10 protein-coding genes, 1 tRNA gene and 2 pseudogenes are annotated in these 14,265 nt (G+C 34.2%); 3 read left to right on the forward strand and 10 right to left on the reverse strand.

All coding sequences use genetic code 11. From position 1 onward, the window contains the following. Nucleotides 1–138: 138 nt before the first annotated feature. Nucleotides 139–1,102, forward strand: a pseudogene (locus tag OZD70_RS02940) (IS110 family transposase). Nucleotides 1,103–1,488: 386 nt separating this feature from the next. On the opposite strand, the gene OZD70_RS02945 reads toward OZD70_RS02940, so the two are convergent. The 8 genes from OZD70_RS02945 to OZD70_RS02980 all read right to left on the reverse strand — a co-directional run bounded on the left by OZD70_RS02945 (nt 1,489) and on the right by OZD70_RS02980 (nt 9,702). After that, entirely contained in the window at nt 1,489–2,340 is an 852-nt protein-coding gene (locus OZD70_RS02945; RefSeq protein WP_275020775.1) for a P44/Msp2 family outer membrane protein, read from the reverse strand. A gap of 115 nt (nt 2,341–2,455) precedes the next feature. After that, nucleotides 2,456–4,471: a type IV secretory system conjugative DNA transfer family protein gene (locus tag OZD70_RS02950; RefSeq protein WP_275020777.1), complete on the reverse strand. Its 2,016-nt coding sequence runs from the start codon at nt 4,469–4,471 to the stop codon at nt 2,456–2,458. Between the two features lie 30 nt (nt 4,472–4,501). After that, a complete protein-coding gene (gene virB11 / locus OZD70_RS02955) occupies nt 4,502–5,494 on the reverse strand; it encodes a P-type DNA transfer ATPase VirB11 (protein WP_275020779.1) in 993 nt (330 codons plus the stop codon). A gap of 1 nt (nt 5,495) precedes the next feature. Continuing rightward, nucleotides 5,496–6,944 carry a TrbI/VirB10 family protein gene (locus OZD70_RS02960; protein WP_275020781.1) on the reverse strand — a complete coding sequence of 483 codons (1,449 nt, stop codon included), beginning with the start codon at nt 6,942–6,944 and terminating at the stop codon, nt 5,496–5,498. 16 nt (nt 6,945–6,960) lie between these two features. After that, nucleotides 6,961–7,761, reverse strand: a complete 801-nt coding sequence (gene virB9, locus OZD70_RS02965; protein ID WP_182183934.1) for a P-type conjugative transfer protein VirB9 — start codon at nt 7,759–7,761, stop codon at nt 6,961–6,963. Then, complete coding sequence (locus tag OZD70_RS02970) at nt 7,748–8,428, reverse strand: VirB8 family type IV secretion system protein (protein ID WP_275020783.1); 681 nt, start codon at nt 8,426–8,428, stop codon at nt 7,748–7,750. The genes virB9 and OZD70_RS02970 overlap by 14 nt, the downstream gene beginning before the upstream one ends. Before the next feature lie 72 nt (nt 8,429–8,500). Beyond that, the gene (locus tag OZD70_RS02975; RefSeq protein WP_275020785.1) at nt 8,501–9,583 is read right to left on the reverse strand and encodes a GTP cyclohydrolase II; all 1,083 of its coding nucleotides are present in this window, start codon (nt 9,581–9,583) and stop codon (nt 8,501–8,503) included. A 31-nt stretch (nt 9,584–9,614) separates the two neighbouring features. Beyond that, nucleotides 9,615–9,702, reverse strand: a tRNA-Leu gene (locus tag OZD70_RS02980). Nucleotides 9,703–9,877: 175 nt separating this feature from the next. Here OZD70_RS02980 and OZD70_RS02985 point away from each other — a divergent pair. Beyond that, nucleotides 9,878–11,143, forward strand: coding sequence for a metallophosphoesterase family protein (locus OZD70_RS02985; RefSeq protein WP_275020786.1), 1,266 nt, complete (start codon nt 9,878–9,880; stop codon nt 11,141–11,143). 27 nt (nt 11,144–11,170) lie between these two features. On the opposite strand, the gene dnaA is transcribed toward OZD70_RS02985, so the two are convergent. Beyond that, nucleotides 11,171–12,553, reverse strand: coding sequence for a chromosomal replication initiator protein DnaA (gene dnaA, locus OZD70_RS02990; protein WP_275020788.1), 1,383 nt, complete (start codon nt 12,551–12,553; stop codon nt 11,171–11,173). A gap of 325 nt (nt 12,554–12,878) precedes the next feature. On the opposite strand from dnaA, the gene OZD70_RS02995 reads away from it, so the two are divergent. After that, entirely contained in the window at nt 12,879–13,637 is a 759-nt protein-coding gene (locus OZD70_RS02995; RefSeq protein WP_275020789.1) for a type I glutamate--ammonia ligase, read from the forward strand. Here OZD70_RS02995 and OZD70_RS03000 read toward each other — a convergent pair. After that, nucleotides 13,620–14,248 (reverse strand): annotated as a pseudogene (locus OZD70_RS03000) (hypothetical protein). The gene OZD70_RS02995 and the pseudogene OZD70_RS03000 overlap by 18 nt on opposite strands. Nucleotides 14,249–14,265: the final 17 nt, after the last annotated feature.

A 14,265-nucleotide genomic window follows, 5' to 3' on the forward strand; every position in this document is an offset into this window, starting at 1 on the left:
TAAGACGGTAGTATTATAACATACGTAGATAGTCAAGGTACTCAAGCCTATCCTTCGAGACGTTTAAATAGTTGTTTGGGACATATATATGCACCCGTTTACAATCTTAAACTTTAACTAAAACTCTCGAGGTTATTTATGGTTACATCTTATCAAAATTTTATTGGCATTGATATTGGAAAACTTGAATTTGTTACTGCAGTTAATGAACAAAAAGGTGTCATCAAATTTGACAATAGTTGTGTTGGTTGGAAACAATTCTACCAAAAATTTTCAAATATCTTGCCTAACTCCATGGCAATTTTAGAAGCTACAGGAGGTTATGAGCTTGGCTTATTGTATTTTCTTATTGATAGAAAAATTGCTGTGCATCGTGCTAATACTCGTCAAGTTAAAAACTTCATTCTATCTCATGGAACTTTGGCAAAGTCTTGATGCAAAAGCGCTTGCCCAATATGGTTCTGAGCGGTGTAGACATCTGCAGCTATTTACACCTATCTCAAAAGAACAAACCACCTTGTTTGCACTTTGTCAGCGTCGTGACGATATTACGAAAATGCTTGTTCAAGACAAGAATAGGCTAAAAACTCCTGGAAATGATTACATTAAGGAAAGTTGTCAACAAGCTATTGAATTCCTCAACAACCAGGTAGAAAAGCTTGATCAAGCTATACAAAAAATAGTCAATGAAAATCCTGAATTGCAATAATGCCAAAAAATTCTTGAAACAGTTCCTGGAATAGGTAGAAAAACCTCTCAATGTTTATTGTGTCTCATACCGGAACTTGGTTCTTTAAATAAAAGGCAAATTTCAAGCCTTGCAGGTGTTGCGCTTCATCCTAAGGAAAGTGGTAAAGCTATTGGCTACCGAAGGATTATAGGTGGAAGAAGTAACGTTCGTTCAAAGCTTTTTACAGCAACCATGGCTGCTGCAAGGTCCAAATCTGCACTTGGTGCCTTTTATTCTAAGCTTATTGAAAGTGGTAAGAAGAAGATGGTGGCTATAACAGCTCTAATGCGAAAAATTATAGTAATTGCTAATGCAAGACTTAAAGAAGCAATTAATTTGCATACTCTTACAACGGTAACTGAAATTAGCTAATGAATATGTGCGTCCACACAGACTTAAAGCACATATTCATTAGCTAAGCAGAAATTGTTGTGACAGCTGTTTGATATAAAATTTTATTTCTATGACACACGGGTTTTTATTGCCCACATAATTGAACAAAGTTACACAAATAAAAAACTTTTAAAAAAACATAGTTGATATCTGGGATCTATAGCTAACCCAAGAAAGGTTTCCCTACGTCATACCGCCGCAGCATCTCAGCATAGATTCCGCTAACAAGTAGCGGAATGACGGACTTGTTGTTTTTCAAATTGTAGGTAAACCTAAGCCACTTTAGCTATATATTTAACTAGATCCTATGGTCAAGCCATAGGATGACAGGAACGGTTTTATACATTTTTTAAAGGGCAACATGTTTAAGCTTTACTAGCAAAATGGAAAGTAAGGCCAGCCTCTATGCCGTGTGTGTGAAATAGTTGATTACCTACATTTATATCCTCTTTTAGTGCATCTTTTTCATCAATAATACTAGATGTACCATTTGCTTTTTTTACTGCTTTCTGCATTGCTTGAAATGTAAAATTGTTACCCATAACACCAAAACCTCTATATCCGATATGCATATTTACATCTTCGTTTATGCGATAATCAAAGCCAGCTTTTAATTGACCTGCGGGTCTTATTGACGGTTTTTCAAACATCGTCATTCTTGTTGCACCGATTCCAATACCAACGTAAGGAGAAAAAGAGAAACGGTCACTTTTCCAATGATGATAAACATTTGCCATTACAGATATGTTCTCAATTTGGTCATGATTCACTATAGCACCATATAAATGTTTTTCTTCTGCACTATTTTGATCTTTAACTACTTTTACGTATGACGCCGTCATTTGACTGCTTGCTAAACCAATATTATCCACTTTTACAGAAGAATACATCCCTTCCAATTCAGCCCTATAGCTGTTGTTACCCAATTCTCCTGTGTAACCAAGTGCCACATTTGCAGCAAAAGGTGGATTGTAATCTCCTTTATACTTACTTAGTAATTGACCTTCTGTATTCTGAGCACTCCTGTCATTTACAGATACATTATTGGTAGCTGTAGCAGCAGTATCTCCAGTTTTTGCTTTCAACTCACCTATGTAATTTAAATATTGACCGTAATACCCACTACCAAAGTAAAATCCTTCTGTTTCACCTGCAAAGGATTGTTGTGATAACAACAAAGCAAGTGCTGTAACTGCTAATGTTTTTTTACTAATCATTACTACTCCCCTAGTTAAATTAGCTAATCTAATACTAATTAATTAAAAATGGTTTAATATGAAAAACCTAATTATTTTGCACTTTTCTAAGCTAAAAAATAGGCAAAATCAACCTTTATTTTTGATCATTTTTTAATTTATCGTCAATATCCTCATCTTCAAATTCATCCTCCTCGTCTTCGTCATCAAACCCATCATCGCTCCTCTCGTCATCAAACCAGTCATCATCATCTTCAAACTTATCGTCAATATCTTCATCATCAATACCTTCGTCTGCAAATTCATCTGATTCATCATACACCGCATCTTCTGTTTTAGTTTCAGCAGGATAATCAACTGAGTTAGGCCCCTCAAGAGCATTATTCCCCTCATTATTAACCTTATCTTTGCTCGCAGCAGCAGAAAGAACTTTGTTTGGGTCATATGGTTCTTGTGTAGGCACACGAGTTTGCTTGAGCAGTCTTTTTGTGAAGGTGCTATCACTATAGTACAAAATTTTCTTTGATTTAATTGGGTAAGTCGACTCTATTAAAATTATCTGATCGTCGCGTGGCAACATAATAACTTCTTGAGGCAATAGCAATGCCCTCTGTGTTTCAGAGATATGCAACGACCTTGAAGCAGGATTTAAATCTAAAAATTTAGGCTTATTCAACGATTCTTGTTGTACAGTTTTGTTTCCTATAAGTTGCGATATTAAATTAGCTGTTTCAATATTATTGGCTGCAAAAGTTATTCTGTAAGTCGAGTTTGACAAAAAGGAGTTCATTCCTGCTTCTTCGTATATTCCTTTGAGCTGCTCAGTATCTTGAACAATTAAGAATAACCTAACTCGATAACCACGAAAATATGCAATACCTGTTTGAAATTGCTCCATTTTTCCAAGTGTAGGAAACTCATCCATTAAAAACAATACGCCATAAGGCTCGTCATCTGATGGCAATTTCCTACATAGAAACTCAGTTGCCTGTTGGTAAAAAACCTGCATTAAAGGCCTGAGCCTAGTCAAGTTGTCAGGAGTTAAACCAACATAAACTGTAGTTTTCTTCTTTTTAAAATCTAAAACATTAAAATCACTTGACGCAGTTGCAGTATCAATCAATGGGTTTGCCCACAATTCAAGCGATGAGTTCATAGTTGATACAACACCCGACCTTTCTTTATCAGCTTTTTGTAAAAAAGCTGCAATATTCATATATGCTACAGGGTGTATTATCTTACCCATTGTATCAAGAGCAACAGCAAGATTATAAACTACGTCATCACTACGCATCGTACGCACAACTTCACCAAAAGATTTAACTTTCTCTGGTGCAGCAAGTAAGTATAACACCACTCCAACAAATAAGCTTCTTGCTTCATTTTGCCAAAAGTCTTGTTCAGGCATGATGAGGTTAGCTATTTTTTGCACATCGTCAACCATCTGCCCAGGTTTTTTACTAATCCATTGTAATGGATTATAACAGTGACTTATTCCATCTGGCTGCGCTGGATTCCATACGTATACTTTTTGTCCTTGTCGTTCTCGCCAACCACTTGTTATTTCATAGTTTTCTAATTTTATGTCGTGTACAATTACTGAGTCAGTCCAAAATAATAAATTAGGAATTACAAAGCCAACACCCTTACCAGAACCTGTAGGTGCAAATAACAATGCATGCTGAAACCCATCAGCAAGAAAGTATCCTCTTTTATCTTTACCAAGCAATAATCCCTTTTTGCTTCTTAATCCTGCTTTTCGTATGTCTTTCTCTGATGCCCACTGCGAGTCTCCATGAAGTGATTCTTTCTTTTTAAATGGTCGCCACTCAATTATCCTTTCTCTTAAATTCCATAAGATAATCATTAAAACAACAATAGGCATTGTAGAAGATAGAATTAATTTAAATTTGAGCTCAAGGCTATATAACTCTGGGTGGTGCCAACAATATTGTATATGATCAAAAATCGTTGGCCAAAGAGCTTGAGGAAAAGGCGTCAAACTAGGATTAATTGCCTTAAAATCCACAGCATCCGGACCGTCAACTAATAGAAAGAACAATATACCAGATAGATAGAAGCAAAACTCAAGTACACTAAAAGCTACTACACCTCCTATGAGAATATTACGTAGGTGATTTCCATTACTCATAAACTACTCTTTTTTAACTTATGTATAAATTTAAGCATTTTTGCTCGCAGATCTAGTAAATAATATCTCAGAAATGCTTCTTTTGCCCCCACCGGTTCTTTTTAGCTGAATAACAATATCAATCACATTTCTAATGTATGGTATAATTTGGTCTGGAGGAATGCCAAGATTTGCCTGCATAACCATCAATTTTACTTGCTCAAGGGCCATTGTTGGACTATCCGCATGAAGGGTTGATATTGATCCAGGGTGACCAGTATTTATCGCCCTAAGAAAACTAAAAGCTTCCGCTCCACGGAGCTCACCAACTATTATTCTGTCTGGCCTTAAACGTAAGCACGCCTCTATCAAATTTTGAGTGGTTACTTTTGCTCTACCCTGCCCTCCTTTAGAGGCAATTAGATGGACTTTATTGGGATGTTCGTTCAAAACGATTTCCCTTGCATCCTCAACAGTAATAATTCTTTCCTCAGTTGGAATAGCACGCAAAGTAGCATTAGTAAAAGTAGTCTTACCAGTGGAAGTTCCACCGCTAATTATAATATTTTTCTTACTTATTACAGCGTATTCTAAAAACTCTTTTATTTTTTTTTGCCTTAACAGTAAATCCAAATGACGGTCAGCTGGATTATCAGTTGCTTCTGTAACAGTTTCAGAAAAAGCCCCCATTTTTTCGTAATCATCGAGTGCTAATTGCATGCTAGAAGGCTTACGAATCGACATGACTACTTTATCAGGTTCACATGCTGGTGGAAATACTATCTGTATACGATAACCATTTGGTAATGTCGCCGAAAGTAACGGTGCTTCTTCGCTAAGTTTTTGTTCTGTAGCTTGAGCAATCAGTCTACCAAGAGATTTCAAATGGTTAAGATCGAATACTTCTAATTTTTCACACCTTATTTCACCGCGATTTTCAATCCATACTTCCTTTGGCTTATTTATTGATATTTCATTTATGCCTTCTTCTTGAAATATGCCTTGTAATGGCTCCAAATATGTGTCAAGTGCAGCATAGTTCATTTCATTGATTTAATATTGCCTGTGGAGGAAATACTATATCTTGGTTAACAAATACTTTCAATGCGGTGCCTTGATTAACATAAACAGTTGGTTCTTTATCTGTATGTTTGTTAACTATATCTCGCATATCTTTAGAAAAATCATTGATTGACTTCCCTATTGCTTCTTCATAAACAGACTTGCTTTCTCTTTGAAATTGTTGTAACAGTTGATTTACATCTTCCAGGCTTATATTCACATTACCCTCATTAACGCTTAGTGCTTTTGCTATTTCCTTTTTCATTATTTTCAGCAAATCCTGCTCATTTTTAGCGTTCCGAATTTTTCCAATAGCTCCAAGACCAAGTTTCCATTTGTCACTAGATATTTTCTCTTCTCCTTCTAATTTAATAACATCTTTGAGTGAGGAAAGATCTATTTCAGTTGCAGTAATAGATCTCACCATGCCCACAACGGTTGATTCGTTAACAAGATTAGAAGCTTTTTGCCCTATAACAGCTGAACCAATCGAAACACCAGCAAGTGCAACTGAAGAGAATAATGCACTTACTATTTTATTATCAACTATTCCTGCAATGCCTGCTCTACCAAGCTCGTCAGTACTAAGTGATGAGATAGCAATATCTATTCCGTGAGGAAGAATCACTCTGTTCCAATTTATATTTACACGAGCTCTTGCGACATTCGAGTCAAATGAATAACTGCCTATCAATCTTGAGCCTTTAGGTATTAAAACTGTATCACCAGTTTCTGCATAAACATCTCTACTCACCATAGCACGCAGCATTCCTTGCAGATCACAGTTTATTGCAGTTTCAAGAACGGCATCAATAATTTTACCTTGAGTAACCATTAAACCAAGCTTTCCTACTCTGGTAGCTTTGCTCGATTGTGCTGAAGTGTCAGATAAAATAGCAGCAGCAGCCTTGTTCTCTCCACCATCACTTGAAATTGTTAACATTTGTACACTACGTCTATCTCTAGGATAACCGCCACCCCCTATTGTAGGAAACGAGGTAGGTAAATTGCCCATAATATTACTAGAAGGAAAATTTTGCTTTGGCAAAATAGGTATATTTGACACAGGAGTTTCTTTTGGTTTCTCTTCTTCTTTTCTAATTTGTTTTATTTCTGGTATGATTGGTGGTGTAGGAAGAGGAGGTAAGGGTGGTAAGGGATCAATTATTATTCTTTCAGGAACCATTACATTATCTGGAATTTGTTCCAACCTTCCCTTCAATTCTTGAACATTTTGCTTTGTTTCCTCTTTTTTAATAACTTCTGAACCCTCTTTATGAGAAGGACTAAAATAGAGATAATACACTCCACCAACCAGAAGCACTAAAATAATGACCATCAATGCCCTATGACCTTGATTAGAGCCAACTGTTACTACCTTGTTCTCTATTTCTGATTCATCTTCTGAATTGTTACGCCTTTCTTTATTCATATTGCATATACCACAGCTAAAGTGACCTATTTATAATTTCAACTTCACCATCTTCATAACGCATAAATAGCTTTTTATGTACTCCTTTTATTATAACATAATCATCAAATAACAGCCTTTTACAAGGTTTATCTTCCTCTTCTACAAAAATCTGAGGTATTCTATTATTATTTCTAAATTTTAAATAGGTTAAATAACCATCATCAAATAGCTCAATTGGAACTATATCCGCATTACCACCTTCATCAATATATGTATAATTGTACTTCGTATCATTTTCTTGTATTATTTTTTCTGGCTTGTCTGTAGTATATTGCATTTGAGTAGGTAAAGAAACCTCATCTAAATCAACATCAAATTCACCTTCTTCTTGAGGATAATAAAAACGTACTACGTAAGATATATCCTTTTCAGCAGAATAATCGTGACCCACTTTCTTAGCATCAGTATCTGGGTATTTATCGTAGTTTGGCCTTGAGATTAAATCAAAAATGTAATTTCTTTTTTTAGTTGTCGTAATGATCATATTAGTGCGGCTACTAACTTCAAATGGCATGATAAGCAATTTATTGTCATAAGGATTAATTTTCCAACTTGATGCATCACCAACAGCGATATTTTTAACTTTTTCTCCTTCTGCAAATTCAATATAAGAATAGTAACCTTGACTAAAAACCACCGTAAATACTTCATTAGGGCTATACACAAAAGTCTTTATTCTACTATCTACAGAAATAGGCTCATTATAATTAATGGATGCGTTTAAATTGCTACTTACAAGTAAAGCTAAAACTAATAATATCCTATACATATTCATCATCTACTCTATATAAAATAACTTGAAATCCTAATGGGTTAATATATCTTTGCTGATCATCCATTTCAAGCGATGCATATCTATATGACATAATAACTATCTTATTTTTTCTTGTGGAACTTCCATCTTTCCGTGTAAATTCCATAAAAAACCTCACCTGAAGAGCATCGTTACCCAATTTTTGAATTGAACGAATTTTAAATTTACTTTTGGTATCTAAGTATAAATTAAAAAGATCATCCATATTCTGCGATCCTATGTGATTTCTAAATTCATTATACACATTAGATGAGGAAAACAACCTCACCTTTGTATAATAATTATAATTATAATTATATGGATCAAAAACCTCCCTTGCTTTTATATACTCTGAAATAAAATATTCGTTTAGCACTTCATCTGCAGAATACTGCTTTACTGTAACAGGATCAACCAATTGTACTATTCCTGATTTCTTCTCAATTTCTATAACAAATGGCTCAATAGTGCTACTTGTGCTAATTTTAAATATGACTAATATGCTGATAGAGATCGTTGCTAATAATATTAATGCAAATAAAAGTAGAATATTCCTTTGAGCAACAACTGTGCTGTAGCGGTTTGAATTCCAATCTATATCCTTATCTAAGGATTCAGTATTTTTTTCTCGCTTAAAAAATCTTAGCATTTTAGTATTCCTAAAAATCTTAACTTGTGTTAATAAACATAGTAAATTAACAAAGTAGTTACAACAAAAAAGCTAAAAAACTCTTAACTTATGGCCTAGCTTACCAAACTTTGTCTCCATATATGAATCGTTATATTTATTACGTTCCACAATAAGTGGTAGACACTTTGTAACTCCTATACCACTATTTTCCAATTCTGACAATTTCCTATTATTGTTTGTAAGTAATTGGATTTTGTTAATGTTCAATTTCTTAAGCATTTTAGCTGCAATAGCAAAACTCCTTTCATCATCTTCAAAACCTAATATTCTGTTTGCATCAACAGTATCAAGATTATGTCCTCTTTGCACACTGTACGCTCTTAACTTATTAGTTAAACCAATGCCTCTTCCATCTTGCATCAAATACAATATAATACCACTTCCAGAGTCAGCTATCATTTGAATTGCTTGATGTAACTGACTTCTGCAATCGCATGATAAGCTATCTAACAAATCACCCGTATAGCACGAAGAATGAATTCTTACTAATGGTTCGCCATCTTTATCTGGATTGCCAATGATAATTGCATGATGTTCTTTTCCGCCACTTTCGGTTCTATAAGATATGATATCTACTTCTTGAGTCTGTTTTAAAAACAATGATGTCTTGCACACTTCATACACACTCTGATTTTGTTGAAAATCATTTACGAGTAACGTATCTAGTACAATAATGTCATTTTCTTTACACCAATTTCGCATTTCATGCTTATTCTCAAAAGTCATATCAGCCACTAACGCGTATGGCAATAATTCTGAGAACTTAAGCAAGGCAACAGCATACGCATCTATTGTCTTTGAGCATTGCAACTCTTTTATGCTATCTTCCTTTGAACAGTTTATTAAATGGAACAGTTCATCAAAATTGCTTATCAACAGACGTTTGCTGCTATGTTCTTTATTCTGAGATATGTATTTTACCTTACTTGAAGTTAAAGTAACATATACATTACTTGATATAAGCTTGTATTGATTAAACAAATCTCTTTCTAAAACCTCAGCAGCAGCAAGCAATAGGTAATTACTTTCATCATATATTACAATTGGCCAGCCGCGCCTGACTTCGCTGATAGCTCTTTCTACCTTATTGCTACTTTGATTTCCTATAAACATTTTTACCCATATGAAACAGCGATAAAAAAACTGGTGCGGCCGAGAAGACTCGAACTTCCAAGGCCTTATGAGCCACAGCGACCTCAACGCTGCGTGTCTACCAATTCCACCACGGCCGCACTATATTCTAGTTTTTATATAATTATTTTAAATTACTTAATCATTTTAGAATTTTTCATCTAGAGTGTCAATCTGATACTAGAATAATCTAGAAATTACTTGTATAATTTGATTATAAATTTTAATCATTTAAGATAACCTTACTAATAATTTTTAACTTAGGTTTTTATACAAATGAATGTAGCTAGTATCTTTATTTTTTTAGCTCTCTCTCTTATAACTAGCTTTCATTTCGTCCATGCACAGATATTATACACATGGTCTCAAGTTATCCAAGAAAATAAATTAAGCATACGTGCAATTACAGACAATGACATGTGTCCCATTGTTTATGTCGATGGCGAAGAAATAGAAATGCTGAATCGCAGCTCAATTAACAATGGTGATCATAACGAAACAGTTTGTGAACTGACAGTACGAACAAGTGCCAAAAACATTAGTATTGAGGATCTACGAGTTCCTATATTACCAGAAAAGGTTAATAAAATTGCTTTTATTGGTGATACTGGTTGTAGAATCAATATGTTATTTCAGCAGGAATGTAATTCGGTAGATAGCTGGCCTTTAAAAAAAAATTTAGATTCAATCGCTCTTCATAAACCAGATTTAATTATCCATGTTGGTGATTATCATTATAGACAAACAAAATGTAGAAATACAAAAAAGTGTGGCAATATTTATGGATATAATAAAAAAGCTTGGTACGCTGATTGGTTTGAGCCTGCAAAGGATATTTCATTACAATCCCCTTTCCTTTTTGTTCGTGGAAACCATGAGAGTTGTGATAGAGCTTATGAAGGATGGTTCAGGTATCTAGATTCATACCCCTTTTCGTCTGAAAAATGTGAAAACTTCGTTTCTAGTTGGTCCTTAGATGCTGGACCGATGAAATTTTTTATCTTCGACTCTTCATTCGGTGAGGATATTTTTACAACCCAAAGCACAATTGATGCTTTTGAAAGGCAATTTGATAAATTGATACAAGATAAGCCTACGTGGTTTTTAACTCATAAATCGCTTTGGAGATCTCCAAAAAAAGAATTTTTGACATTAAAAAGCCATGGTAATCTTACACAAATTGAAGCTTTTGGAGATAAATTTCCAAGCAATGTTACTACCATAGTTTCTGGCCACATTCATATAGCCCAGATTTTATTAATGGATAATGTTCCAGACCAGATTATAGTTGGAAATGGCGGTGCATCATTACACGCTCAAGACCAAGAGCGTGTTTATCAAAATGTAGAATTCGACTATCCAAATGGTAGAAACTACTTAGCACACGAGGTTAGAAATTTTTTCGGCTTTGGCTTTGCAATACTAAACTTAGATGATCACGAATTTACCTTCTATAATCAACACAATAAGGAAATGTATTCTGCGAAGCTAACAGAAGATTTTAAACTTAAACGGATTAAAACTATAGTAGATTCATTTTAGGACTTGTTATTAGCTATTTTAAAAACGCTACTTAAACATTTTTTTCAATCGATTGATTTCATCAGCAAATTTTGAGTCGGTCTTTATAAAATTTTCTACTTGTTTTACTGCATGTATAACGGTAGCATGGTCTCTGCCACCAAAGTTTCTCCCAATATCTGGTAGGCTTTTTTGCGTAAATTTTTTGGCAAAATACATAGCTATTTGTCTTGGCCTTGCAAGACTGCGAAGTCTTCTATTGGATTGCATATCTGCAACCTTTATATTGAAAAATTCAGCTACTTTCTTTTGTATTTCTTCTATTGTGATCGACCTATGATTTGACCTAAGAAGATCGATTAGGGTTTCACTAGCTGATTCTACCGTCATACTTCTTCCAATTAATGAGGTATGGGTAACCTTATTTAATGCTCCTTCTAATTCTCTTATATTAGATTTTATGTTCCTTGCTAAAAACTCTAGGACATCTTTCGGAACATACATATTCATCTGCTCCACTTTTGCCTGCAATATACCAAGCCTTAATTCAAAAGTTGTTTCATTAATATCTGCCACCAACCCCCAACCGAGTCGTGATCTTATTCTTTCTTCCACTCTATCAAGATCACTAGGAGACCTATCAGCTGATATAACCAATTGCTTATTTTGGTCTATCAATGCATTGAAAGTGTGAAAAAATTCTTCTTGTGTACTATCTTTACCACCGATAAATTGCACATCATCTACCATCAGTACATCCACTGATCTAAATTGCTCTTTAAATAACATAATGTCTTTGCTTCGTAGAGCTGTAATATATTGGTACATAAACTTTTCTGCTGATAAGTATACTACCTTTCTTTTTGCTGATGGAGAATTGACTATATGCCAAGCTATGGCGTGCATTAGATGTGTTTTACCAAGCCCCACTCCGCCATACAAAAACAAAGGATTGCTACCTAGTATTGGATCCACAGATTCTGCCACACGCTTTGCTGCTGTAAATGCCAATTCATTCGGTTTTCCCACTACAAAATTATCAAAAGTGAACCTTGGATCAAGTGGCGAGCCAAGACTATGATTACTATCCTCTCTGTCTTTCAGTATAACATTAGAATTTAGATTTTTTTCTTCAGCGACCTGAATATCAATAGAACGTATACTTTCATTCTTGTTTTGCCATAATGATAATATCTTTTCCATGTAATGAACTGTGATCCACTCTTTTATAAACCTTGTTGATACAGACAATAAGACTTCTCCATTTCTGCTGCTAACAAATTTAAGTGAACTTAGCCAGCTATTGTATGTTGCTTCTCCATAAAGATTATAAAGACAACTTTGGATTTTTTCCCAAGCGGTATTATAATCCGTCATTGTAACAATCTGGTCAAAAAACATAGTAGAAACCTTAGGGTTAATTAAGTTCATACACCACACCAAGAAAAAATAATAATTAGAAAATATAAGATAATCAATAGTTTACTATAAAATAAAAAGCTAATACTACTTAAACACACGCTAAAAATTATGGTGATTTTTTGATGGGTTGTAAAGGGTATAAAAACACTAAAATTGATCATTTTTATTTCACAAAAATGATCAATTTGTAAATGTCGCTTGTATCGAGGATTAGAAGCCTGCTATTAAAAATAGTAATACATTATGTATAAATAAGATGTTAAATTTACTGGCAAACAAGTAAAGTATTCATATAAATATAGCTAACCTAATATAGATTTACTGAAGCAAATTTATGATTATATTAAGTAATTCGAGTTGTCATGCTGTATTCGGTATTGAACTAGAGTTTTACATTGAAGGAATAGAAAAAGAATATTTATTTCTGAGTAGCATCAAAAATAAAATAGCATCTCTTGAATTTTCTTGCGAGAAGGAGAATTCTACACATCAATATGAGATAAAAAGTGGTTGTTATACGAACTCTGACAATTTAATTAAGCATTTTGAGTTAGCGAAACAATTACTTACTGAAACAGCACAAAAATTTGGCGGGAATGTTTCTTTTAAAGCAAAGCCTTATTTGGATAGAGCAGGCAGTGCATTAAATGTGCATGTTAATCTCGTGAATTCAAATAACGATAACTTATTTTATATCAATGAGCAAAAGTATAGTGATTATTTGATTCATAGTATTGGTGGATTATGTGCAATGATGAAAAAACATATGTTGTTTTTTGCTCCAAATGATGATTCATATTTAAGATTTCAGTACCCAGATATTCATACTCCAACTACAATTAGTTGGGGAGTAAATAACAGAACTGCTGCGATAAGAATTCCCTATTTTGGCAACGATTCCAAAAGATGCCGCCTAGAGCATCGTGTTCCTGGAGCAGACTGTAACCTTGAAAAAGTACTCACAGCAATAATTGAAGGTATAGTTTTTGGTATAGAGAACAAAACTGCTCCGCCAAATAGAGTGTATGGCATTGCATCTGATTCTCAATATAAGATGAAGAGGTTAATACAACAACTATCTATCAAATCCTAATCCATTAAACCCCTTTTGGGTAATTGGCTGTTCTAGCATTTTTCTTACATCATTATCTACATTTCCGTACTGTAATAGCAAGTCTACAGGAGAGAGTTTTTTCGTGCTTATATTGGTAAGGTCGCCCGATGGCTGCTCAGGAAGTGGATTACCAAGCGCATCCATGTGTTTAGGTAAAGATTCCATAACAATATTTGTAGCACTAGAAACGAAATGACTATCTTTAGTATCAGCGCTTTTAGAAAGTGAATTACCTTTGAAATCCATATGTTTAGGTAGTCCATTTTCATTTCTTCTTCTAGCTCAGCTTCAGTTCTTTCTGGTTCTTTTGCGGTATCTTTTTCTTCACCTTCATCAACACTGCTATAACCTTCATCTTCTGAAACTTTATCTCCTGAAACACCAGTAATTTCAGCAGGCTGTTCTTTTTTAGTTCTTATTTTATGAATCAGCAAAAGTAATAAGTAAGTAACTGTAGCAGCAGAAACGATAATGGCTATCTTTGCAGCAATGTGAATTGCTGTTAAAAATATTAAAGCTGATAAAGCCCCAGCTAGTCCAGACACAATAACTTTATTTTTGCCTTTTGTTATATTTAGAATTGCCACCATAATAACCTCTCAAATAC

Source organism: Wolbachia endosymbiont of Drosophila tsacasi (genome assembly GCF_028982115.1).
Taxonomy (GTDB): domain Bacteria; phylum Pseudomonadota; class Alphaproteobacteria; order Rickettsiales; family Anaplasmataceae; genus Wolbachia; species Wolbachia pipientis_B.